Raw genomic sequence first — 23,629 nt, forward strand, 5'->3', positions numbered from 1 at the left:
GCCCTTCGTGGGGTTCAGGATGCGGGGCTGGTGAGCAGGACGGTTCCGCTCTTGCCGGGGCGGCGGACATGGTCGACGGCCTTCGCGAAGTCGGCGAGGTCGTAGCTGGCTGCGACCTCGAAGAGTTCCGGGTCGGTCGCGGCCAGGCGGGCGGCTAAGGCGACGTCCTCGGCCCGTTCCTCAGGCGTGCGGGTCATCCACTGGCCGATGGATACGCCCCGCACGGTCAGGGCCCGCGGTGTCAGCGCGAGCGATTCCAGCGGCGTGCTGCCGGAACCGAGCTGTCCGTAGGTGATCAGCGTGCCGCCGTCGTCGAGCAGCCCGGCCAGCTCACCGGTCAGGGATCCGCCCACCGCGTCCAGTACGACCTGAGCACCCCGGCCGCCGGTCGCGTCCCGGACCTGGGTGCGCCAGTCCGCGTCGGCCGTCGAGATGGTCGTCAGTGCGGGGAAACGCTGCCGCAAGGTCTGCGCCCCCGTGGCACTGCGTACCAGGTTGACCAGCGGGATGCCGTGCTTGAGCGCTGCGGCGCTGACCAGTTTTCCCACCGACGAACCGGCGGCTGTCTGCACCACCGCACCTGCCTGGCTGCGCTGGGCGTCCTCGACCGCCCGCAGCAAGGTGAGCGTGGTGAGCGGGTTGACCAGCATCAGGGCCGCGGTCTCGTCGCTGACGCCCTCGGGTACCGGCACCACCAGATCGGTCGGTGCCGTGAGGAGTTCGCTCCACGCGGCCGGCACCGGGAAGAACGCAACCCGCTGACCGGGCCGCAGATCCTGCACGCCCTCGCCGACGGTCTCGATGACGCCCATTCCCTCCACGCCGGGAATCCGTGGCGTGGCGAACCGCTGTCGCGACTCACCCGGAAAGCCCTCCACTACCGCCAGGTCGCCGGGGTGGATGGGCCGGGACAGCACCCGCACCCGCACCTGCCCGGCCGCGGGCGCGGCAGGGGGCGGCTGCTCGCTCAGGCGTAGTACCTGTCCGGCTTGTCCGTGCTGGTCATAGGTGAGGGCACGCATGACGCTCCCGTTCCGTGAACTATTGATGATGGTCATCATTGGAACCCCCGCTATGATGAGAGGTATCATCAAAAAGGTCAAACGGAGAGCGACGCGAGAGGACGGCCATGCCGCGGATCACCAAGGAGGACAAGGCCCGCAACCGGCAGAACATCCTCGACGCGGCGGGCCGCCTCTTTCGCTCGCAGGGCACCGACGCGGTCGGGATCGCCGAGCTGATGAAGGAGGCCGGACTCACCCACGGCGGCTTCTACAACCACTTCGCCTCCAAGAACGACCTGGTCGTGGAGGTGTACGGCGCCTCCTTCGCCGCCTCACTCGGGAGCCTGGCCCGGACGATCGAGGACGGACCGGACGAGGACAGCCCTCCACTGAAGCGGGTCGTGGCCGGATACCTGTCCACCGCACACCGTGACGCCCCGGACGGCGGCTGCCCTTCCGCCTCCCTGGTCGCCGACGCCGGACGGCACAGCGAAGCCGAGCAGAGCGCGTACGCCGAAGGGCTCAAGGGTTATCTCACCGGCTTCGCCGCCGAGTTCCTGCGCGAAGCCGAGGAGAAGGGTCAAGAACTCGACCCGGGCGAGGCCCGCCGCAGGGCCATCCGCCTGCTCAGCGAAATGGTCGGCGCGCTGATGCTCGCCCGGGCCGTACGCCACGTCGAACCCGAGCTCTCCGACGAGATCCTGCAGACCGGCCGCAGCCAGGCCCTCGACTGATGCGACTCGGCTTGACTTCTGTCTACCAGGACGGGGAGCACGGTCGGGCAGGGGAGGTGCGAGCCAATGCTCACGATCGACATCGGCGAGCGTATGCAGGGCGTGCCGGTCCAGTCGGCGGGGCCCAGCGCAGCCACATCAAGATCCCTTAAGACGTCCGGACAGTACCGGCTCGAGAGACCTGTCCGCGGGTCTGCACGGAGGTCGGGCGGCGTTCACCGTTCACCAGAGTCCACACCGAGGTGATCAGTTCGCTCCGCAGCGACGTCGGGCAGTCCTTCCCGGGTCTTTTTCGAGCGGGTCAGCGCCCAGGGGGCCGTGCCGTGCGAGTACAGGCCCCGGCCCAGCTTCTGCGTCGGCAGTTCGAGTGTCAGCAGTCCTCCGCCCTCCTGCCGGCGCAGCCCCGAGCTCAGCTGCAACTGCACGAACGCGGTGTTCCGCAGCTCGGTCCGCCCGTCCCGGCCCGGCCGCGGTGACCCGTCCGACCGAAGGCCCCGCAGCCCCAGGTCCATCCACCAGCGCCACGCCCGCGGCGTCAGCCACCGCACGTTGCGCCGCCGCGCGTCTGCCGCCCGGTCTGACCGCCGGCCCGTATCCACTGGCAGCGGACGCACCTTCCCCCAGGTGAACAGCTTTGTCGGCGCGGCTGCCTCACGATCCCACGTGGCACCGCCGATGCGCGTGCCGCGGAATCGCGGGCTCCAGCCCACCGGGCACCGAGGCGGCAGGTGGATGACGGCGCGCATGAGAACGGCCACGCGCCGGGCGTCGCCGACGGCGACGCAGGTCTGCGGGTGCCGACACGGTGACATACCGCGCAGCGCCGCACTCGCCGCGCACCGGCGCTGCCGTGCCTGAGCCGACGGAACCGGCCGCGTGAGCCGTACGAGGATCGGCCGCGTGAGCCGTACGAGGATCGGGCGGGGGAGTGATGCAAGCCACAGCGACACGCTGTCCGATCGGTCAGTTCTGACCGATCGGACAGTTATGGTGGGGGCATGGCACGTTCCGCCTCCGCCATGCGCGGCCAGATCCTGGAGTCGGCGCTGCGGCTGTTCGCAGTGCACGGCTTCCGCGGCACCTCGCTGCAGGACATCGCCTCCGACGCGGGCTGCTCGAAGGCGTCACTCCTCTACCACTTCGCCGGCAAGGAAAAGATCCTCACCGAGCTGCTGACCCCGGCTCAGGATGCCGTCGCCGCGCTGCTCGACCGCGTGGCCGGGCTGGAGGGCGGCCGGTTGGTGGAGGAGACCGTCGTCGGATACGTCGATGTGGCTCTGCTGTTCCGCCGTCAGATCCGGCTCCTCTTCGAGGACATCGCCGAGATGTCCTGCCACCAGGACCTCAGCGTCATGGAATTGGCGGACGGGCTGCTGGACGCGCTGGCCGGCCGCTCGCAGCGGGCCCCGGCCCGGGTGGCGGCGTGGATGGTGCTGGGCGCCGTCTTCATCACCAGTGCCACCGATGACGAGGTGGTGCCGGACGACGTGCTGCGCGCCGAAATGATCCGCAGTGCGCTGCGGACGCTCGACCACCCCCCCAGTTGACCCCCAAACGGAAAGACCCCTTCTCCATGGCGACCTTGCTGTACCGGCTCGGGCGGTTCTCCTTCCGCAGAAGAGGCCGAATAGCCGCTCTCTGGCTGCTCCTGCTGACCCTGCTGGGTGTCGGAGCCGCCACCCTGATGGGCCCGACAAGCGACAAGTTCTCCATGCCCGGCACCGAGTCCCAGCGGGCGCTGGACGACCTCGACCGGCAGTTCCCGCAGGCCGGCGGAGCCACCGGCACCATCGTCGTCGCCGCGTCCGAGGGCGAGAAGCTGAACCCCGCCGCGGTGGCACCCGTGGTGAAGGAAGCCTCCGGGATCCACGGCGTCACTGCCGCCATGGACCCGTTCCGGACCGGTGCCGTCTCCCCGGACGGCCGCTACGCCCTCATCCAGGTGCAGTTCGACAAGGCCGCCGACGAGGTCACCGACGAGACGAAGGCGGACTACCAGGCCGTCGGTGACGACGTCGAGGGCCTGCGGGTCGAGCACGGCGGCGAGGTGATGGGCGGTGAGGTGGAGATCGGCTCCACCGAGGCGCTCGGCGTCCTGGTCGCCGCGGTGGTCCTGGTCATCACCTTCGGCTCGCTGGTCGCCGCCGGGATGACCCTGCTGAACGCGCTGATCGGCGTCGCGGTGGGCATGGCCGGCCTCTTCTCCCTGACCAGTGTCATCGAACTGACCTCCACCGCCCCCATCCTGGCGCTGATGCTGGGCCTGGCCGTCGGCATCGACTACTCGCTCTTCATCACCTCCCGCTACCGCCAGTACCTCGCCGAGGGCCTTCAGCCCGAGGAGGCCGCCGGCCGCGCGACCGGCACCGCCGGCTCCGCCGTCGTCTTCGCCGGTGCCACCGTCGTCATCGCCCTGGCCGGCCTCTCCGTCGTCGGTATTCCCTTCCTGAGCGTGATGGGCCTGGCCGCGGCGGGCACCGTCGCCGTCGCCGTGCTGGTCGCCCTCACCCTGCTGCCGGCCTTCCTCTCCTTCGCCGGCAAGAGGATCCTCTCGCGCAAGCAGCGCCACGCGGGCGGGTACACCGCCGGGGACGGCACCGTCGCCGAGGGCTTCGGCTTCACCTGGGGCCGGCTCGTCGTCAAGCTGCGTGTCCCGCTCCTGGTCGTCGGCATCCTCGGGCTGGGCGCTCTCACCCTCCCGGCCCAGGACATGCGCATAGCCCTGCCGGACGCGGGCACCGCCGCCGAGGGCTCCCCCGCACGCGAGGCGTACGACCTGACGTCCGAGGGCTTCGGCGAGGGCTTCAACGGCCGTCTCATCGCCGTCGTCAACGGTGAGGACGTACCGTCAACTCGGGCGGCCGCCGAGAAGGCCACCGCCCTCATCAAGGACACCGACGGCATCCTGACCGTGGCCCCGCCGCAGCTGAACGAGCAGGGCACCACCGCTCTGCTGGCCATCATCCCCGAGGCCGGCCCGACCGCCGCCGCCACCGAGGACGCCGTCCACGACATCCGCGCCCGGGTCACGGACGTCGAGGGCGCCGACATCGCACTCACCGGCGCGACCGCCCTGGGGATCGATGTCTCGGAGAAGCTCGCCGATGCCCTGCCGGTGTATCTGCTCCTCGTGGTGGGCCTGTCCATCCTGCTGCTCATGCTGGTCTTCCGGTCGGTCCTGGTACCGCTGAAGGCAGCCCTGGGCTTCCTGCTCACCGTGGGCGCGACCTTCGGCATCACCGTCGCCATCTTCCAGGAGGGCCACCTCGCCGGCCTGGTGGGCGTCGACACCCCCGGCCCGCTGGTGAGCTTCCTGCCGATCCTGCTCATCGGCATCCTGTTCGGCCTCGCCATGGACTACGAGGTCTTCCTCGTCTCCCGCATGCGCGAGGACTTCGTCCACGGCGCCGACCCGCAGGCGGCCATGGTCAGCGGTATGGGCCACAACGCCCGCGTCGTCACGGCCGCCGCCCTCATCATGACGTCCGTGTTCGGAGGCTTCGTCCTGATGGACGACCCGATCATCAAGTCCATCGGATTCGCCCTCGCCGTCGGCGTGGTCATTGACGCCTTCGTTGTCCGCATGGCGCTGGTCCCGGCGGTGATGTCGCTGCTCGGCCGTGCCGCCTGGTGGCTGCCCAAGCCAGTCGACAAGGCCCTGCCCGACCTCGACATCGAAGGCGAGAAGCTGAACCGGCAGCTGGCCGCGGAGACGCGCGAGGAGATTCCCGTCTCGGTCTGACCCGCGCACCGGCCGGACCGGACCGCACCCCGGAGGACGGGACCCGCACCAGCGGTCCCGTCCTCCTCCGTTCTCCGCGTCCTTTCCGGCCGCCGCGGCGCGTCGTCACCCCATCGGACCGCGGGTCCAGGAAGAACGACCCGGACCGTGCGAGGAAAGGGACGGACAGCGCACCCTGAGCTCCCACGACACGGTCGGGCCGGCCGTCGCCCGGGGCCGTTGCCCGTACCGCGTCAGGCGGCACCGGGCGATCTCGTCCGCACGCAAGGCCGGGTCCGCGTCCCGTACGGTCTGCCGGGCACGCGCCGGTTGGTGGATGTGACCGTGCACAACGCCGGAGGCCGGGCGGTGCCGTACCGGTACGGCGATCGGGCGGATGTGTGCGACTCGACGCTCGCCCGCACCTCGATCCGGCTGCGGCTCGGCCAATGAGCCGTACTCGCTCCCTGCGTCCCGTGCGGTCGCGGCCGATGCCGTCGTCCGTGACCAGCCGAGGGCCGCATGCGCGGGAAACCGCTCAACTCGTCGTGTCAGCACCCGATGCGGTGCCCGGGGCGGTGCGCCCCTGCAGTATTCCCTCGACACCGTGCAGGAACGTTTCGGAGATCAGCTCGGGGTCGAAGAGGCAGCCGGCCGCCATGGCGCCGTCCCGGAGCATGACGAGATGCCGGCCGGCCGCGTCGGCGGGTGCGTCGCCGGTCTGTGCCAGCAGGTCCGTGACGGTGTCGAGGAACCATTGCCGGTGGGCCAGGACGGCCTGGTGGATCGGGTGGGTGGCATCGGGGTATTCGGCCGCCGCGTTGAGGAAGGCGCAGCCCCGGAAACCGGGGGACCGGATGCCATCGGTGATGGACCTGCCGACGGCTCGGACCTTGTCGACGGCCGACTCGCTGCTGGCCTGTGCGGCGGCGATCTGTCCCCGGATGCCCCGGTCGGCCAGATCGAGATACGCGAGGACGAGTTCTTCCTTGCCCGAGAAGTGTCGGTACAGCGTGGCACGCGTCACCCGGGCCTCTGCGGTGATCCGGTCGATGCCGACGGAGTGGATCCCCTCCGCGTAGAAGATTCTGGTCGCCGTGTTGAGCAGCCGCGCTCGGGCTTCGGATGTGCTGCCGACGTCTGGGCTCCGACTCATGCACACCACCTTACCAAAATGGCGAGGTAGAACGTTCGGTCTTGACAGCCCTCGTACCGGTCCCCTTAGATTTCAAGGAGACCGAACGTTCTCCCTCTCGAACGGGTGGGCCCCCGATCACTCTCCGCCGCACGATGCCCACGCGATGACCAGGGCATTCCGTATCACCACCCTGTCACTGAAAGGCACACCCATGGACACCCTCACTACCGCCACCGCCACCGCCACCGCTTCCGTCGGCGTTCCTGCGACCTTGCGCAAGCTGTACTTCCTGCGCTTCGCATTCGCCGCCGTCTGGGCCGGCCTGATGTTCGCGACCGCCGGCACACTGGATCCGCTGAGTGGGACACTGCTGCTGATCTATCCCCTGTTCGACGTCGCGGCCGCGGTTGTCGACGTCCGGTCCGCCAGGGCGAGCGGCCGTACCACCCCGGTCCTGTACGCGAACATCGCGATCAGCTCGCTGGCAGTCGTCGGCCTGGCCGTCGCCGCCACGTCCGGCATCCCGGCCGTTCTGCGGATCTGGGGAGCCTGGGCCGTCGTCTCAGGGCTCGTCCAACTCCTCGCGGGTGCCGCCCGCCGGCAACTGGGCGGCCAGTGGGCGATGATCATCAGCGGCGCCATCTCCACCGTCGCCGGTGCCTCGTTCTTCGCCCAGGCCGCAAGCGACGATCCCGCGCTGGCGAATCTCGCCGGGTACGCCTTCCTCGGGGGCGTCTTCTTCCTCATCTCGGCGTTCCGCCTGAACCGCGCCGCCCGCCGGAACGCCTGACCCCCACTGCGCCGAGCCGCGCTTGCCAGAGGCTGTCGTCACACGACGTGGTGGGTGACGGGGCCGCAACCGCAACCGCTTCCGGCGCGGCAGTCAGAGGGGCCGGCCCCCGGGCCTTCGACCGGCAGCCCTACACGCAAGCCGATACGGGGAGCGGTGCCGGCTGCCGGCGCCGGAGGCGGGCAAGTGCATCGCGGAGGCCCTGGTCCGCTCCTGGCCGGACGCGATCGAACACATCGCCACGAGAGGGGGCTGTTGCGCCGCCTCCACCGGCCGTCCGGCGGAGCGGGCTTGCCCGGCGGTGGCGTCGGTGTTCGCGGACAACGGCCGCGAAGGCCGACGACACGGTCGCCGCGCTGGAAAGCGTGGCTCGCCTCGAACCGGGGCGGCGCCGCTTCGCAGCAGCCCGTACGCGGGTGGCGGTGTGACCGCAGCGGTCACACCGCCACCGAGCGACCCCGATCGAGAGGCCAGGGCCGACGAGCGTATGGAGTCCTACGTGAGAGTGATCGCGTAGACCTGCACCCGAGGATCGTTCTGCAGGCCGATGGACCGCACCGTCTTCGACGCGTCGAGGTCCGCGGAGGCACCGAACAGACGCACCGGCGGGCCGTCCACGCCCTGCCCACGCTTGATCCGGTGCGGCATCTCCAGTGCCACGGAGCTGCCCTGCGGTGCCGCTCCCGCCCAGTCGCCCACCGGAACCGGCAGTTCGGCGGTGGTTCCGTCGGTGTAGCGGACGGTGAGCATCGTCGTCACCGGGCCGTGGTGGGCCGCGGCGACCAGGCGCAGCGCGCCGTACGACCCGGCCGGGAGCAGCATGGCCTGGCCGCGGGCCTCGACGAAGTTCGCAGCCGTCCCGGACGGGTCGGGAGCGTCGTAGGTCACGCCGTCCCAGACGACCGGACCCGCCGCGGGCAGCAGATCACCGTCGTAGCTCCATCCCGCTCCGTCGAAGTCGCCCTCGTCGGAGGCTGCGACGGTCGCGGCTCCGTCGTGGTTCATCTCCTTGCCGAGGTCGACGGCACACTGCTCATCGGTGTCCGCCGCGCAGCGGGCCGCGGCGCGCACCTCGATGGTCGCGATGCGCTCCACGCCCTTCACGCCCTTCGCGGTGGCCGTGACCCGCACGGTGTACGAACCCGGCGCGGTTCCGGCCGGCACGCCCACGTCCACCGCCGCGGTCCGCTGGACCGGCAGCCGGTGGGAGGTGAGCGAGAAGGGCTCGGAGGTCTTCACGGTCCAGCCGCTGGGCGCCTTCGCGTCGATGCCCACCCGCAGCGTGCCGGGGGACTGGCCCAGTACGTCCAGCTTCAGACGGACGCTCTGGGCGCTGTCGGACGTCGGCAGGACGTCGGAGCTGGTGCGCAGTGACGCGTCGAGGTGCCGGCGGGAGTCGGCTGCCGCGCGGTTCACGGACGGCGGCTCCGCGCCCTTGCCGGTGCCCCATGCCGATGGCTTGCCGGTCATCTCGAAGGCGAGGTTTCCACCCTTGGCGACCGCGTCCCAGTCCAGCCAGGTGGCGCGCAGGTCCTTCCCGCCGAACTTCGCCTGCTTCACGTAGCGTTGGGTGTCGCTCGTACCGGGTGCCTTGACGGTCAGGGTGCCGCCCTGCTCGTTGCCGTAGGCGCCGATGCGAATGACCGCCGACGGGAACTGGGGGCTGGAGACGGCGAGGAAGTCGCCACCGTTCGTCGTCGGGTACAGGCCCAGGGAGGAGAAGACGTACCAGGCCGACATGGTGCCCAGGTCGTCATTGCCGGTCATGCCGTCGGGCCCGTCCGTGAAGAGCGTCATCGCGGCGCGGACCACGGTGGCCGTCTTGGCGGGTGCGCCGGCCCACAAGTACATGTACGGGGAGTGCAGGTCGGGCTCGTTGTTGGGGTTGTAGGTCGGCTTCCCGTAGTAGTCGTACGGAGCCGAGATCCAGTCCTTGCGAGCGGTTCCGGCAGGGTCATCGAGGAGCTTGTCGTACGCGAAGAAGGCGTCGAGCCGCTTCTCCGTCTCCCGCTTGCCGCCCATCAGGGACACGAGCCCGGCCGGGTCCTGGGGTACCAGCCACTGGTACTGGTAGGCGCCGCCCTCATGGAACTGGTGACCTGCTTCGACGGGGTCGTAGGGCGTCAGCCAGGTGCCGTCGGTCGTGCGCGGCCGGAACTGCTGGATGGAGGAATCCCACAGGTTCCGGTACCACTGGCCGCGCGCCGCGAACATGCGGGCGTCCGCGGTGTGCCCCAGTCCCTTGGCCATCAGGGCCAGCGACGCGTCCGCCGCCGCGTACTCCAGGGTCGCCGAAGCGGGATGACGGCAGTCGTTGTCGCCGCCCTTGTCCGGACAGTCCTTCCCCGGTTCGAGCCCGCTGGGGATGTAGCCACGCTCCTGGTAGTCGGCGACTCCCGCACGGCCGTTGTAGGGGGAATCGTCCGGCGGCGTACTGAGGGCGTTCTTCCGCAGAAGCGCGTACGCCTCCTTCTCGTGACCCGCGAGCAGGCCCTTGGACCACGCCTCGACGAGGAAGGGAGTCACCGGGTCGCCGGTCATGATGTTGGTCTCGCTGTTGGCGAGCGACCAGCGCGGCAGCCAGCCGCCGTCCCGTCCGATCGCGACGACCGACAGCGCGACATCGCGGGCGACCTTCGGCTGCAGCATCTGGAGCAGTTGGTTCTGCGGCCGGTGGGTGTCCCACAGCGACAGGTTCTGGTAGGGCGTGTACCCGGACGCGGTATGGGTCTTCCCGTCGAAGCCCGCGTACCGGCCGTCGACGTCTCCGGCGAGGTTCGGGTGCAGTTGCGCGTGGTAGAGGGCCGTGTAGAACGCGCGTTGCCGCTCGGTGGACCCGCCGCCGATCTTGACGGCGGCGAGCTGCCGCTCCCAGGTCGCGTGCAGCGCGGCGCGGGTGGCGTCGAAGTCGTAGGAGTCGTCCGTCTCCGCCTTGAGGTTCTTCCGGGCGCCCTCGATGCCCGTGTAGGACAGGCCCACCTTGACGACGACGTCACGGTCGGTGCCGGCGTCGAAGGTCACCCAGGCACCGTTCCCGCCCTCGCCGGCCGCGTCCCGCTCACCGGGAGCGGGGGTGGAACCCCGCCAGGTGCCGTGCGAGGCGAACGGCCTGTCGAAGGTCGCTGTGAAGTAGACGGTGTGCCGGTCCTTGCCCGCGCAGAAGTTGCCCGCCTCGACACGGCCCTCGACCGTCCGGTCGCCGACGACATGCACCTCCGAGCTGTACACCCTCTGGTTGGCCTTGCCCGTGTTGAACAGGACGTTGGCGCGGTCGGTCGAGGGGAAGGTGTAGCGCTGCCATCCCGTGCGGGGTGTGGCGGTCAGCTCGGCGTCGATGTCGTACGTCTTCAGCCCGACGCGGTAATAGCCGGGTTCGGCGTCCTCGTCGTCATGCGAGTAGGCCGAGCGGTAGGCATCGGGGTCGACGCTGTCGACCGCTCCGGTCGTCGGCATGAGCGGCAGCTCACCCATGACGGAGCAGCCGACGCCGGAGAGGTGGGTCTGGCTGAATCCGTGAATCTTGTCCTGCTGGTAGTCGTAGCCTCCCTGGCCGCCGGTGTCCGGGCTGACCTGGACCATGCCGAAGGGGGCACTCGCTCCGGGAAAGGTGTTGCCGAAGTTCTGCGTGCCGATGAACGGGTTGACCAGGGAGGTGAGGCGGGGCGCGGCCGCGGGGGACTGGGCGATGGCCGGCGCCGGGCCCAGGGCACCGCCGGCAACGAGCAGTGCGGCGAGGACTGTCGATGCGCGGTTACGCCATCGGCGGAGGGGTCTGTGCATGGAAGCGGTCTCCTGTTCCTCACCCGTCATGTGCTGCGCGACATGAGAGGTGATCTTCAAGCGACGGACGGAGTGGGCACATTGAATCGGTCGCACGTGCGGTGCTCGGGTGAGGGTGTGCGATACGGGCTGATCGGTCTGTGTGCAGGTGGTCGCCGGGGATACGGCTCCTGCACGGCCTCGGTGTGCGCGATGCGCTCGCAGGCGCCGGACGCGCAACGCCTGCGCGTCACCGGTGACGGCCCGTCGTCGAGGGGTTCCGTCGTGGGCGAATGGGCGAGGCGCACCCGAGGGAGCGCCGGCCCGAGGGGCCCGGCGCTCGTACATCTACCTGGTCTCATGCGCGGGGAGGCGGTGGTGTACAGGTCATCGCGGTGAACCTCCCTCTGCAGCACGATCAGCGGCCCTGGCTGGATGGAAGCGGACTAGATCACGCGCCTGACATCGTTGTCAAGACCTCTGGAGCCGACTGGTACCGGCACATCATCACGGCTGGCGGCACCACCCGAGATGGCGCGGCGGTCGGGCTTCGGCGAGCCCACGCTCCGGTCCCACGAGAAGGTCGGTCCGCTGGGAACGGTCGCCCGGGAGTTGACAGGGTGCTCGTCACGGGTGGTACCGGGTTCGTCGGCAGTCACTCGGTGGCTCGGCTGGTGCGTGAGGGCTACCGGGTCCGTGTGACGGTGCGGGAGCCGGGACAAGAGATTGAGGTACCCGCGGCGCGCCGGCAGGCCGAGACCGATCCTGCCGGCCGGCTGGAGTTCGCTGTCGCCGACCTCGGCGCTGACCGCGGGCGGGCTGACCGCGGTGGGGCTGACCGGGGTGGACGGTATCGGCCACGTGTTTCACCATGCGTCGCCGTTCCCGCGCCCTCCGCCCACGTCGGAGGACGACGTCGTCCTGCCCGCCCGTGACGGCGCGCTGAGCGTATCTCCGCGGCCCGAAGGGCGGGGGGCCGAGGGTCGTGATGGCCTCCTCCTGTGGTGTGGGTGGGCCGCAGGGTCGCGCGGCCCTTGGGGTGGTGGCGCCGGACGACGCAGGCGGCTGCGGCGCGGCGGAGAGTGGAGCCCGCCTGCGAGCCGACGGCCGAACAGCTCCGCTCCGAAGGCCCCACAGTCCTTTCGCCTTCCGGCTCGGCTCGGCTCGGCTCCGCCGCTCCGTGAACGGCAGCAGTTGACGTATCCGCCGACGGGGCGGGCCACCAAGGCGGCAGCCTCGGGTCAGCCCGTTCGCGTGTCGAACGCGACGAAGCGCAGTTCCGAGGTGTACCGCCTGCCTTCGTCGTCGCGGAGCCAGGTCTGTTCCGGAGTGGGCAGCATCTCCGTGAACGTGACCAGGCCTTGCTGATCCTGACGGCCCAGTCGGCGCAGCGCCTTGGCGAGGATCGTCACGTAGACAGGACTGTCGAAGTCGACGTAGAACGGCCGGGACTCGGCCGGCGAGACGACGAAGACGTAACGGGGCAGGCCGAGTCGGGCGCGCCACCGGCGGGCGCGGACGAAGCGGCGCGCCTCGTCCTTGTCGTCGGTGAAGTCGGCTTCGGCCGCGGGCAGTCGCCAGGTCTCCCGGGCCACCACCAGCCGGTCGAGGGTGACGCGCGGAGTGTGGTCGTCTTCCGGCAGGAGCCGGAAGAGATCCATCGACAGGGTGGTCAGGACGTGCGAGAAGACGTCCGCCACCGGGAACCTCGCACCGTCCGGGAGCCGGACGACGAGGTCATCTCCGTGCTCCTCGACGACGGCGTCGGCGCTGCGCACGGCCCGGGGACGGGTGGGGTCCGCGGTGAAGTCGGTCAGGGCGACCTGGTAGTCCCGGGGCCGTATCAGCGTGTGCCGGACCCGGGTGGACAGGCGCGCACGGTGCTCCTTGGGGAGCAGCGGCAGCAGACGTGGGCCGGGGTGGTCCCGGTCGGTGAGACGGACCAGTTCGCCGACGTCCGGGTGCTGGTGGGTGAAGAGGGAGGCGCCCAGCGTGTTGGCGGCCAGGTGGAGCTCACCGAGAACGAGGGTGAAGTCGCCGCGGGCCACCGCCTCGGCGCCATCCGCGGCGATCATGATGTCCGGACTGAGGTAGCGGGCCGCCGTCCAGCCGCCCGAACCGGGGAACTCCTCCCGCACCGCCGCCTCGATGTCCGCGGAACGGACGTCCACACGGCGGGCGCCCGCGGGGACCGCGAGGATCCGCCGCCAGATGGCGGCGAACTCCTCCTGGAGTTCGCCGGCGGTGGCGCGCACGGTGCCGTGCAGCACCGGCAGACAGGCGAACCAGAAGGCGGCCAGGTCCACCGTGCCCTCGGACGCGAGGCGTTCGTACACCGGACGCATACCGGTCCGCAGCGCGGCGGCGAGCCGTGAGGTGAGCCATCCGGCACTGTCCATCAGCAGCCGCAGCGGACGCAGCGCCTCCAGCACCTCGGGGCCGAGGCGGGCCGTGGCGGACCGGCGGGAGTCGTGGTAGACGAGCGCCCGGCACGGCGCCGTCGACGCGGACTTCTCCCGTACGGCGGCGGTGTCGGTCAGCTCGGTGAAGTCCCGCTCCAGATCGGTCAGCGCGCCGACCAGCGCGTCCACGTCGCGGGCGGCCGCCACCGCCGCGCGCCCCTGCTCCAGCCGGTCCAGCGCGGCGAGCCCCCGCCGGCGCGGTCCGGGCGCGCCGACGGTCTCCAGCCAGGTCCGCAGGTCCCGGTCCGGGTGGGTGCCCGCAGGGACCTCCAGGCGCCACGCCACCCAGCGGCGGGCGACCAGGTCGGTGAGGACCGCGGGCACGTCGTGGTCCGGGAGCGCGGCGGCGATCGCCCGCGCCGGGCGGACGCCGTCGCAGAGGGCGAGGACGGCCGCGGTCTCCGCGGGGACCGTCACCGGCCGCCTGCCGGGCACGCACACCCGGTCGCCGTCCACCGTGACGAAGGGCACCCGGCGGGGAGCGACCCACTCCCGCAGGCCGGGGTCGGCGTCCAGCGTCCTGGCAAGCGCGTCGATGCCCCAGCTCGCCCAGTAGACGGTGGACTCGGCGACCAGCCCGGAGCCCGTGCCGAGGGCGACACCGGACGTCGCGGCGTCCCAGCGGCCCCAGCCGACGGGGCCGAAGAAGCCGATGGTGTCGTTCTTCACGCAGAACCGCTGCCAGTAGTGGGCCACCAGTTCCTCGCGCTGTCGGGGCATGCTGCTGCGCTTGTCCACGCCCGGCGTCCAGCGCAGGAACGGCGCGATGCCGGAGACGAGCACCGGGCGGTTCTGCCAGGCCACGGCCTCCCGGAAGGACGGCATGCGGGCGATGTCCTGGAGGGTGTGCGCGGTCTCCACGGCGGCATCGGCGAAGAGGCGGGCGAAATCCTCCCAGCGGACGCCGTCGAGGGGGGCGTCCACATCGAACGTGTCGGCGGCCTCGGCCAGTCCGGGCGGGGCCAGGCGCAGCACGCCGTCGGCGGGGAAGCCGGGGCCGCGCAGAGCGAACTGCTCCCACAGGCGCCAGCGGCCGAGGGACGGTACGAGGTCTTCGGTCATGGCAGGGCTCTCCTTGCGAGCGCGGGGGACGGACGGGCGGAGGGACACGGGCCCGCCGGGTGGACGACGGGCGGGGTGGGGGCGGGTGGAGACCTCGTGCGGGCGGACGGGAGAACAGTCCGGCGGCCGGCGTGGAGGGGCGGCGGCCCGCATCGGGCCGCCGCCCTCGTGGGGGGTGGGGCGCACGGTGGGTGCGCGGTGGTGGCCGCGGGGTCAGGCGCGGCCGTAGTCGGTGTCGACGACCTCGGCCAGGTCCCGCGGTGTGGGGTAGGCGAAGACCAGGGAGACCGGCACCTCCGCGCCGAGGACCTCCTCGAGGCGGCCGGTGATCTGGAAGGCGGTGAGCGAGTCGCCGCCCGCCTCGTAGAAGTCGGTGTCCTCGGTCAGGTCGGGCAGGCCGAGCACCTCGCGGAAGATGTCGACGAGCAGGTCGGCGGTGCGGGTGGCGGTCGCGGCGTTCTCGGTCATGATGTGTGTCCCTCGGTGGTTGCCACGGTTGTCTCCGTGGGGTGGACGGTGTCTGTGCGGTGCAGGGCGTGCAGGCGGGCGGGTGTGTTGCCGCCGGAGACGACGGCCACGGCCCGTTCGCGGCGGCCGGCCCGCAGGGCTCCGGCCAGCGCGACGGCTCCGCTGGGTTCGGCGTCGACGCCGAGGCGGTGCAGCAGGGCGGCGGCGGCGAGGATCTCGGTGTCGCCGACGGCGATCAGGTCGTCGGCGCGGTCGCGGATGATCGGGTAGGGGACGCGCCCCGGCCGCTGGCCGCGCAGTCCGTCGGCGACGGTGGTGCAGGGCGGCAGCTGGACCGGGTGCCCGGCGGCCAGGGAGCGGGCGTAGCGGGGTGTGCGGGCCGGTTCGACGCCGACGACCCGGACCGGGTGGCCCGCGGCGGCGAGGCAGACACCGGCGAGGAGCCCGCCGCCGCCGGTCGGGACGTACACCGTCTCCATGTCGGGGGCGTCGGCGAGGATTTCGGTGCCGACCGTGCCCTGCCCGGCGACCACCAGGGGGTGGTCCGAGGAGGGCACGAGGGTGGCGCCGGTCTCCCGCGCGAGCGCGCCGGCCCGTTCCTCCCGCTCGGCCACTCCTCCGCCCACGCGGACGGTCTCGGCGCCCAGCGCGCGGATGGCGGCGGTCTTGGCGGGGTCCGCGCCCGCCGCGAGGACGACGGTCAGGCGGATGCCGAGGGAGCGGGCGAGCCGGGCGAGGGCGATGCCGTGGTTGCCGGACGAGCCGGTGACGACCCGCTCGGCCTCGAGCGCCAGGAGGGCGTTGGCGGCTCCGCGCGTCTTGAACGAGCCGCCGTGCTGGAGGTGTTCGGCCTTCAGCAGCAGTTCCGTGCCGTGCGCCGCGGGCACCGGGCCGCTCAGCAGGGGCGTGCGGCGGACGTGCGGGGCGATGCGGGCGGCAGCCGCGGTGACGTCGGCGGGACCGGGCAGGGTGCCGGGCGTGGCCGGCCGCAGCCCGGTGGCGGTCACGGGGCGCTCCCCGCGACCAGCCGGCGGCGGTCCGCCTTGCCGCCGCGGGTGGTGGGCAGCGCGTCGTGGCGCCGGAAGTGCCGGGGCATCAGGTGCGGCGGCAGCGAGCGGGCCAAGTGGGCGCGCAGTTCCGCGTCCGTGGCGGCCGGGTCGCCAGTCAGGTGGGCCGCCAGGTACGTACGTCCCCGGTCGTCGGTGTGCGCGGTGACCACGGCGCCGCTGACGCGGGGGTGGGCGAGCAGGGCTCCCTCTATCTCGGCGGGGTCGACGCGGTAGCCGCGGATCTTGACCTGCCGGTCGGTGCGCCCCGCGTAGGTGAGGCCCTCAGGGCCCCACCGTCCGAGGTCGCCGGTGCGGTAGAGGCGGGCGCCCGGCGGACCGTAGGGGTCGGGCACGAAGCACGCGGCGGTGCGGGCCGGGAGCCCGCCGTAGCCCCGGGCGAGGCCCGCGCCGCCGATGTACACCTCGCCCACGGTGCCCTCGGGAACGGGCGCGAGGTCGGCGTCGAGCACCCGGACGACCGTGCCGGGGCGGGGTACTCCGACCACGTCTGCGGCCGTGTCGGGATCGGCGGGGACACGGTGGCGGGTGGTGGTCATGGTGCACTCGGTCGGGCCGTACTGGTTGACGAGCGCGCCCGGGACCGCCCGCCGTCCGCCGGCGGCGAGGAACGGGCGCAGGGACTCGCCGCTGGAGGCGACCAGGGTGACGCCGCCCAGCGGGTCGGGCAGATCTGGTTGCCCGGCCAGGTGGGCCAGGAAGGACGGGGTGGTGCTGAGCAGCGCGGTCACCCGGTGCGCGCGCACGGTGCCGGCGAAGTCCGCGGGCCGCAGCAGCCGGGAGCGTTCCACGATCACCAGTCGCGCTCCGGCCAGCAGCGGGGCGAAGGTGTCCCGGATGGAGGCGTCGTAGCCCAGCGGTGCCGTCTGCAGGGCCACGGTGTCCGGGCCGAGCCCGAAGGCGCGGGCGGTGTCGCGCAGGTAGGCGTCGAGGGCGTGGTGCTCGACGAGGACGGGGCTGGGTTCGCCGGTGCTGCCGGAGGTGTGGCTGACGTAGGCCAGGGCGCGCGGGTCGACCCGGGCGGGCGGTTCCGGGGTCGTTCCTGGCCGGGTGGCGGGGCCGTCCAGCAGGATCGTGGGCAGGCCGGGGTCCAGGGCGCGGGTGTGCGCGGAGGTGGTCAGCAGCAGCCGGGTGCCCGCGCTCTTGACGAAGGCCGCGAGCCGGTCGCGGGGTTGGGTCACGTCCAGGGTGAGGAAGGCGGCTCCGCAGCGCAGGACCGCCGCCATGGCGGCCACCGCGTCGGCGCCGTGCTCGACGGCGACGGCGCACACCGTCTCCGGTCGGGCGCCGTGGGCGCGCAGCAGCCGGGTCAGCTCGTCGGTACGGGCGGCGAGGCGGCCGTAGGTGACCTGCCCCGTGGGAGTGTCCAGCGCGATGCGGGCCGGGTGGCGGGCGGCGTGCGCGGCGAGGTCGTCGGCGACGGTGCGCATCACGCCTCCTGGGTGCCGGTGACGGTCAGGTCGACGGCCACGAAGCGGAGTTCGGAGGTGTAGCGGTGCCCGTCGGCGTCGGTGAGCCAGGCCTGTTCGGGGGTGGGCAGCATCTCGCTGACCTTCAGGCGGGCCCCGGGGTCCTTGCGGGCGAGCCGGCGGGCGGCCTTGGCGAGGATGGTGACGTACACGGGGCTGTCGAAGTCGACGTAGAACGGGCGCGGTTCGGCCGGGGAGACGACGAACACGAAGCGGGGCAGGTCGTGGCGGCGCTGCCAGTGCCGGGCGCGGACGAACCGGGCGGCCTCGTCCTTGTCGTCGGCGAAGTCGACGCCGGACACGGGCAGGCGCCAGGTCTCCCGGGCCACGGTCATGCGGTCGATGGTGATGCGCGGGGTGTGCTCGCCCTCGGGGGTGAGCGTGAAGCGGTCCATGACGCGCTGGGTGAGGGTGTTGGCGTAGGCGTCGAGGACGTCGTGGACGGTGCCGTCGGGCAGGACGGCCGTCAGCCGGCCGTCCCGGTCCTCGACGCGGACGTCCGCGCTGGGCACCGAGTTCGGGCGGTGAGGGTCGCCGGTCTGGTCGACCAGGGTCACGTAGTGGTCCTCGGGCCGGTCCAGGGAGGGCCGGCTGCGGGTGGACCACTTCAGGGGGAGCTCCTTGGGCAGCGTGGGCAGCAGGCGGGGGCCGGGGAAGTCGCGGGTGGTCTCGGCGATGAGCCGGTCGCGGTCGGGGTGCTGGTGGACGAAGAGGGAGGCGCCCATGGTGTTCAGCGCGCAGTGCATCTCGCCGAGGACGAGGTCGACGTCGCCACGGGCGAGGGCGTCCGCGTCGTCGGCGACGACCAGGACGTCGGGACTGAAGTAGCGGGCGAGGGACCAGCCGTCGCCGGGCTCGTCGAACTCGCGGCGCACGCGGTCGGCCAGCTCGGCCGTGGCCAGGCGGACGCGGCGGGCGTCCGCCGGAAGGTCGAGGATCCGGGCCCACTTGGCGCGCAGTTCGGCCTGGGCGGCGTCGATCAGGTCGCCGGCGTCGGGGTGCGGGGAGGGCAGGGTGTTCATCCACAGGGTGGCGAGGTCCACCGGGGCGCCGTCGGCGCTCAGGCGGGCGTGGACGCCGCGCAGCCGGGCGCGGACGGCGTCGGCGAAGCGGTTCGTCATCCATCGGGCGGCCGTCAGGCACAGCTGGAGGGGTTCCAGGTGTTCCAGCAGGGCGGGCCCGGCCGTGGCGGTGGCGGACCGCCGGGAGTCGGAGTACACCAGTCCGCGGCAGGGGGCGGTGCGTGCGCCCTTGGCGCGCTGGGCCTCGCTGTCGGTGAGAGCGGCGAAGTCGGCCTCCAGGGCGCCGATCGCGGCGGTCAGCGCGGCGGCGTCGGCGCCGGCGGCGCGTACGGCCTCCCGGCCGCGCTCCAGCACGGCGAGCCTGTCCAGGGCCCGGTCGCGGGCGGCCTCGTCGGGGACGCGCTCGAGGATCCGGCGCAGGGCCAGATCGGGGTGGGTGGCGGCGGGCACCTCCAGACGCCGGGCCACCCAGCGCCGGCGCACCAGTTCCCCCACGGTGTCGGCGACCTCGTCGGGGTCCAGACCCAGTTCGGCGGCGATGGCGGCCGTGTGCCGGGTGCCGTCGCAGTGCCGGAGGACGGCTTCCTGGAGCTCACCGACGGGCTGGGCCGGCCGCCCCGGGACCCGCACCGTGCCGTCCTCGCAGCGCACGAAGGACATCCGGCGCGGCGGGATCCACCGCATCAGTTCGGCGTCCTCGGCGAGCACCTTGGCCAGGGCGTCGACGGCCCAGCCGGAGAAGTAGACCTCCTGCGCGGCGAGGAAGCCCCGGCCGGCGTCCACGGTGACGGCGTGCGGCGCGGACGGGTCCCAGCGGCCCCAGCCGACGGGGCCGAAGAAGCCGATGGTGTCGTTCTTCACGCAGAACCGCTGCCAGTAGTGGGCGACCAGTTCCTCGCGCTGGCGGGGCATGCTGCTGCGCTTGTCCACGCCCGGCGTCCAGCGCAGGAACGGCGCGATGCCGGTACGCAGCACGGCCGGGTTCTGCCAGGCGAGGGCCGCCTGGAAACGGGGCCGGCCGGCGATCTGCTGGAGGTGGCGGGCGGTGTCCACGGCAGCAGCCGACAGCTCCTCGGCGAAGGCCTGCCACTCGGGTCCGGACCGATCGGTGCCGGGGCCGAACTTGTCGGCGGCCCCGGCCAGTCCGGGCGGGGCCAGGCGCAGCACGCCGTCGGCGGGGAAGCCGGGGCCGCGCAGCGCGAACTCCTCCCAGAGCCGCCAGCCTCCGCCCGGCAGCAGGACCGGTGCGTGCTCGTCCGACATCACGTGCTCCTTCCAAAAAAAGGGGGTGCGCGGGGAGGCCGCACGGCACTCGGCCGGGCCGTGGCCGCCGCCGGTACGCCGGGCTCCCCGGCAGGACAGCACCGTCCCGCGCCGGTGCGGCACGGCACCAGAGAAGATCCGGCAGCAACACGCGCCGCGGGCCCGGCGCGTTCGTCCCTGCCCCCGGCGTGCGGGCGCCCGGCACGCTGTCGGCGTCGGCCCCGACCTGCGGCCGGCCCCACCACCTGCGGGAGGTTCACCATGACGCAACCCGACTCCACGACCGGCGCGGGCGCCGACGAGGCCCGTGCGGACACCGACGAGGTGTACCTCGTGGTGCGCAACGACGAGGAGCAGTACTCGATCTGGCGGGCGGACCGCGAGGTGCCCGCCGGCTGGCACCCGGAGGGCACACGGGGCAGCCGGCAGGAGTGCCTGGACCACATCGACGTGGTCTGGACGGACATGCGCCCGCTCAGCCTGCGCCGCCGGCTGGCCGGGGCAGATGTCTGATCCACGGGCCGGCCGGCTCCTGGACCCGCCGGCGCACGCCCCGCCGCCGACGGCGTCCGGGCTGCTGTCACCGGCCGTGCTGGACCTGTCCGGGCTCCGGCACCGGACGCGGGCGCCGGGCCCCCGCCTCCTGCGGGGGCCGCTGGAGCTGTACCTGGCCCATGTCGGAGCCCAGGACGAGCGGACGCTGCGGGACGCGCGGGAGCTGCTGGACGCGGAGGAACGGGCCCGGGCCCGCGCGTTCCGGCACGACCGAGACCGTGCCGCGTACGTGGTCGCGCACGCGGCGCTGCGCGACGTACTGAGCGTGCTGCTCGGCGTGCGCGCCGAGGAGCTGCCGCTGGCCCGGGAGCCGTGCGCGGGCTGCGGCGGGCCGCACGGGCGGCCGGTCCTGCGCACGCCGGGTGTGCACTTCTCCCTGTCGCACAGCGGGGACATGGTGCTGGTGGCGCTCGCCCCGGCACCGGTCGGCGTCGACGTGGAGGGGCTGGCCACGAACCGGGCGGTGCTCGACGCCCAGTCGGCGCTGCACCCGGCGGAGGCGGACGAACTGGCGCTGCTGCCCGCGCACGAGCGTCCGGCCGCGTTCACCCGTGCCTGGGTGCGCAAAGAGGCCTACCTGAAGGGCCTGGGCACGGGTCTGGTGCGCGTTCCGGCGCTGGACTACGTGGGCACCGGGCCTTCGCCGACCGCCCCGGCACCGGGGTGGAGCGTACGGGACGTCCTGGTCCCGGCGGGGTACGCGGCGGCGGTGGCCCTGCGGACGCCCTGACGGCGTACGGGCGAACACGGCGGGGACCGGTCCACCGGACCGGTCCCCGCCGTGGTGTCGCGGCGTCCTCGCACGGTCCGGTGTCGCGAGGGGCCGGGGAACGCGACGCCTTCACCAATGACTCACCGACACCGGGCAGTTGTCGCGCTACGATCATCAGCGTGACCGCTCCGGAACCGACCATCGTCGCCACCTCCGGAGGTCATCGCGTCGGCGCACGCACCCGGGTCCTCTTCGATGCCCTGGTCCACCACGCGGTCGATCTCTCCGGTGTGCACGGCAGACGCCCCCGCGTCCTCTACCTGGGCACGGCGGTGGGCGACGCCGAGCACGTCACGGCACGGGTGAGCGAGGCCGCCCGGGTGGCGGGCTTCGACCTCACCCCGCTCCACCTCTTCCCGATGCCGAACGTGGACGACGTCGAGGGCACGGTGCTCGGCCACGACGTGGTCTGGGTGATGGGCGGCTCGGTGGCCAACCTGCTCGCCGTGTGGCGGGCGCACCGGCTGGACGAGATCCTGCGGCGCGCCTGGCGCGCCGGTGTGGTGCTCGCCGGGGTGAGCGCGGGTTCCCTCTGCTGGTACGAGGGCGGCACCACGGACTCCTTCGGCCCCGAACTCCGCCCGGTCACCAACGGGCTGGGGCTGCTGCCGTACGGCAACGGGGTGCACTACGACAGCGACGGAGGCCGGCGTCCGCTGACCCACCGGCTGGTCGCCGAGGGCGTCTTCGCGACGGCGCACTGCACCGACGACGGTGTGGGGCTGGTCTACCGCGGCATCGAGCTGGTCGAGGCGGTGGCGGAGCAGCGGGGCAAGGGCGCCTACGTGGTGGTCCGGGACGGCGACGGGGTCGTGGAGGAGCGGATCGAGCCGCGGCTGCTGCCCGCGCCCCCCGGCTGACCCCGGCCGCGGGGGAGGAGGGCGCCTGCGGCCGACGCGGCCTCGTGCCCACGGCTCCCGCCTCCGCGTCTTCGGGTTCTTCGGCATCAGCCGGGTCACACCAGGCCGTGGCGCACGGCGTGGGCGACGGCGTGGGCCCTGTTGCGGGCCTGTAGCCGGGCCATGATCTCGTAGACGACATTCTTGACGGTGTGTTCGGAGCAGCGCAGCAGCAGGGCGATGTCCGCGTTGCCGTGGCCCTCGGCCATGAGGCGCAGCACCGAGGCCTGACGTGCGGTCAGGGTGGGCCGACCGCCGCCGGTCGGGTCCCCGGGGCGTGGACCACTGGTCAGCAGGTGGGAGAGCTCCGGGTAGGGGATGCTCGGGTGCGGGTGGGCCGCGCGGCGCACCGCGGCCACCAGGTTCTCCTCGGTGAGGTCGGCGGCCCGCAGGACGACCGCCCCGGCCCGCAGCGCGAGCCGCAGGTCCGTCCGGCCGACGGTGTCGCACACGAGGACCAGTGGACCGGTGTCCCGCCGGCCGCGCAGGGCCCGGGCGGCGTCGGCGGTGGCGACCACGGTGACGGTCCCGGGCCCGGCGTGCTCCGGCGCGCAGGCCAGCCCGGCGCGGCGGGCCACGCTGCGGACGCGGTCCGCGCCGGGCGAGGGCGTGATGCGCAGGACGAAGGGTGGGGACGTCGTGCCGGCACCGGGCACGGGGGGCGCGGCGGCCAGGGTCGCGGTCACAGCAGGCCCGCCCGGAGCGCGTAGGCCACCGCGTGGGCGCGGTTGCGCAGCCGGAACCGCTGGGTGATGTCGTGGACCACGGTGGTCACGGTGCGCGGCGAGTAGGCGAGCCGCTGGGCGATCTCGGCCGTCTCGTGGCCGTCGGCGAGCAGCCGCAGCACCGAGCGTTCCCGGTCGGACAGCATGCCGTCGGTCCAGCCCCCGGTTCCGTGCCGGGCGTCGGCCGGGCGGTCCAGGAGCTGTTCGAGCAGGCGGGGTGGCAGGGTGCAGTCGTCGCGGGAGGCGGCCAGCACCGCGTGGGCGAGGCGGGGCGCGTCGGCGTCCCGGCGCGGCAGCAGGCCGCGGGCACCGGCGGCGAGGGCGTGCAGGGCGTCGCCGGAGGCGAGGGCGCCCGCCACCAGGACGACGGCGGGACTGTGCGGCAGGGCGCGGGTGGCGCGCACCATGTCGAGTTCGGCCGGTCCGGTGCGGTCCACGGTGAGGACGGCGACCCGCGCGTCCGCGGGCTCGCACACGGTCAGGTCCGGGCAGGCCAGCAGGGTGGTGCGCGTTCCGGCCTCCAGTACCGGGTCGAGGGCGACCACGCCGACGGTTACGGGTGCTCCCATCTGCTACTCCTAGGAAGTTCGTCCGCCCGGTCGTGCGCGCTCCGGGCCGGTTCTGCGGTGGGGACTGCGCACCACCGTGCCGTGGGCGGGGGGCGTCGGCATCGGTAACCGGTCCCCACCTTTCCGGCCGGCGGGGCCGCCCCCGTCGGT

At 73.0% G+C, this 23,629-nt stretch carries 19 protein-coding genes; 8 read left to right on the top strand and 11 right to left on the bottom strand.

The features are described 5' to 3' along the window. Nucleotides 1-14: 14 nt before the first annotated feature. On the bottom strand, nt 15-1,022 hold the full coding sequence (locus tag IE178_RS27210; protein ID WP_193514124.1) for a zinc-binding dehydrogenase: 1,008 nt from the start codon (nt 1,020-1,022) through the stop codon (nt 15-17). 107 nt (nt 1,023-1,129) lie between these two features. Here IE178_RS27210 and IE178_RS27215 point away from each other — a divergent pair, with 107 nt between their 5' ends. Then, nucleotides 1,130-1,738, top strand: coding sequence for a TetR/AcrR family transcriptional regulator (locus tag IE178_RS27215; protein WP_193514125.1), 609 nt, complete (start codon nt 1,130-1,132; stop codon nt 1,736-1,738). 215 nt (nt 1,739-1,953) lie between these two features. On the opposite strand, the gene IE178_RS27220 is transcribed toward IE178_RS27215, so the two are convergent. Then, entirely contained in the window at nt 1,954-2,286 is a 333-nt protein-coding gene (locus tag IE178_RS27220) for a hypothetical protein (RefSeq protein ID WP_318280269.1), read from the bottom strand. Nucleotides 2,287-2,736: 450 nt separating this feature from the next. Here IE178_RS27220 and IE178_RS27225 point away from each other — a divergent pair, with 450 nt between their 5' ends. Then, entirely contained in the window at nt 2,737-3,285 is a 549-nt protein-coding gene (locus IE178_RS27225) for a TetR/AcrR family transcriptional regulator (RefSeq protein ID WP_184765756.1), read from the top strand. 26 nt (nt 3,286-3,311) lie between these two features. After that, entirely contained in the window at nt 3,312-5,480 is a 2,169-nt protein-coding gene (locus tag IE178_RS27230) for an MMPL family transporter (RefSeq protein WP_184765755.1), read from the top strand. Nucleotides 5,481-5,997: 517 nt separating this feature from the next. Here the strand turns inward: IE178_RS27230 and IE178_RS27235 are convergent. Then, entirely contained in the window at nt 5,998-6,615 is a 618-nt protein-coding gene (locus tag IE178_RS27235; RefSeq protein ID WP_184765753.1) for a TetR/AcrR family transcriptional regulator, read from the bottom strand. A 193-nt stretch (nt 6,616-6,808) separates the two neighbouring features. On the opposite strand from IE178_RS27235, the gene IE178_RS27240 reads away from it, so the two are divergent. After that, on the top strand, nt 6,809-7,387 hold the full coding sequence (locus IE178_RS27240; protein WP_193514126.1) for a hypothetical protein: 579 nt from the start codon (nt 6,809-6,811) through the stop codon (nt 7,385-7,387). A gap of 495 nt (nt 7,388-7,882) precedes the next feature. Here the strand turns inward: IE178_RS27240 and IE178_RS27245 are convergent, their stop codons facing one another. Next, nucleotides 7,883-11,167 (bottom strand): GH92 family glycosyl hydrolase, encoded by a 3,285-nt coding sequence (locus IE178_RS27245; protein WP_184765752.1) that lies wholly within the window; start codon nt 11,165-11,167, stop codon nt 7,883-7,885. Nucleotides 11,168-11,439: 272 nt separating this feature from the next. Here IE178_RS27245 and IE178_RS36255 point away from each other — a divergent pair, with 272 nt between their 5' ends. Beyond that, nucleotides 11,440-12,081, top strand: a complete 642-nt coding sequence (locus tag IE178_RS36255) for a GDP-mannose 4,6-dehydratase (RefSeq protein WP_318280270.1) — start codon at nt 11,440-11,442, stop codon at nt 12,079-12,081. 306 nt (nt 12,082-12,387) lie between these two features. Here the strand turns inward: IE178_RS36255 and IE178_RS27255 are convergent, their stop codons facing one another. From IE178_RS27255 to IE178_RS27275, 5 genes are all read right to left on the bottom strand, one after another. Then, on the bottom strand, nt 12,388-14,670 hold the full coding sequence (locus tag IE178_RS27255; protein ID WP_193514127.1) for a lantibiotic dehydratase: 2,283 nt from the start codon (nt 14,668-14,670) through the stop codon (nt 12,388-12,390). Between the two features lie 213 nt (nt 14,671-14,883). Continuing rightward, nucleotides 14,884-15,138 carry an acyl carrier protein gene (locus tag IE178_RS27260; RefSeq protein ID WP_184765750.1) on the bottom strand — a complete coding sequence of 85 codons (255 nt, stop codon included), beginning with the start codon at nt 15,136-15,138 and terminating at the stop codon, nt 14,884-14,886. Beyond that, entirely contained in the window at nt 15,135-16,145 is a 1,011-nt protein-coding gene (locus IE178_RS27265) for a threonine ammonia-lyase (protein WP_318280271.1), read from the bottom strand. Before IE178_RS27265 ends, IE178_RS27260 begins: the two co-directional genes overlap by 4 nt. Continuing rightward, on the bottom strand, nt 16,142-17,635 hold the full coding sequence (locus tag IE178_RS27270; protein WP_193514128.1) for an amino acid adenylation domain-containing protein: 1,494 nt from the start codon (nt 17,633-17,635) through the stop codon (nt 16,142-16,144). Before IE178_RS27270 ends, IE178_RS27265 begins: the two co-directional genes overlap by 4 nt. After that, the gene (locus IE178_RS27275) at nt 17,635-19,959 is read right to left on the bottom strand and encodes a lantibiotic dehydratase (protein WP_193514129.1); all 2,325 of its coding nucleotides are present in this window, start codon (nt 19,957-19,959) and stop codon (nt 17,635-17,637) included. The genes IE178_RS27270 and IE178_RS27275 overlap by 1 nt, the downstream gene beginning before the upstream one ends. 261 nt (nt 19,960-20,220) lie before the next feature. Between IE178_RS27275 and IE178_RS27280 the strand changes: the two genes are divergently transcribed. The 3 genes from IE178_RS27280 to IE178_RS27290 all read left to right on the top strand — a co-directional run bounded on the left by IE178_RS27280 (nt 20,221) and on the right by IE178_RS27290 (nt 22,146). Beyond that, nucleotides 20,221-20,472 (top strand): MbtH family protein, encoded by a 252-nt coding sequence (locus IE178_RS27280; protein WP_193514130.1) that lies wholly within the window; start codon nt 20,221-20,223, stop codon nt 20,470-20,472. Continuing rightward, nucleotides 20,465-21,244 carry a 4'-phosphopantetheinyl transferase family protein gene (locus IE178_RS27285; RefSeq protein ID WP_193514131.1) on the top strand — a complete coding sequence of 260 codons (780 nt, stop codon included), beginning with the start codon at nt 20,465-20,467 and terminating at the stop codon, nt 21,242-21,244. The genes IE178_RS27280 and IE178_RS27285 overlap by 8 nt, the downstream gene beginning before the upstream one ends. 161 nt (nt 21,245-21,405) lie before the next feature. Next, nucleotides 21,406-22,146: a Type 1 glutamine amidotransferase-like domain-containing protein gene (locus IE178_RS27290; protein WP_184765745.1), complete on the top strand. Its 741-nt coding sequence runs from the start codon at nt 21,406-21,408 to the stop codon at nt 22,144-22,146. Between the two features lie 95 nt (nt 22,147-22,241). Here the strand turns inward: IE178_RS27290 and IE178_RS27295 are convergent, their stop codons facing one another. Together IE178_RS27295 and IE178_RS27300 are read right to left on the bottom strand one after the other, a co-directional pair. Then, nucleotides 22,242-22,871 (bottom strand): response regulator transcription factor, encoded by a 630-nt coding sequence (locus IE178_RS27295; RefSeq protein ID WP_193514132.1) that lies wholly within the window; start codon nt 22,869-22,871, stop codon nt 22,242-22,244. Beyond that, nucleotides 22,868-23,479 (bottom strand): helix-turn-helix transcriptional regulator, encoded by a 612-nt coding sequence (locus IE178_RS27300; protein ID WP_184765743.1) that lies wholly within the window; start codon nt 23,477-23,479, stop codon nt 22,868-22,870. Before IE178_RS27300 ends, IE178_RS27295 begins: the two co-directional genes overlap by 4 nt. Nucleotides 23,480-23,629: the final 150 nt, after the last annotated feature.

This window comes from Streptomyces griseoloalbus (genome assembly GCA_014650015.1).
Classification (GTDB): domain Bacteria; phylum Actinomycetota; class Actinomycetes; order Streptomycetales; family Streptomycetaceae; genus Streptomyces; species Streptomyces griseoloalbus.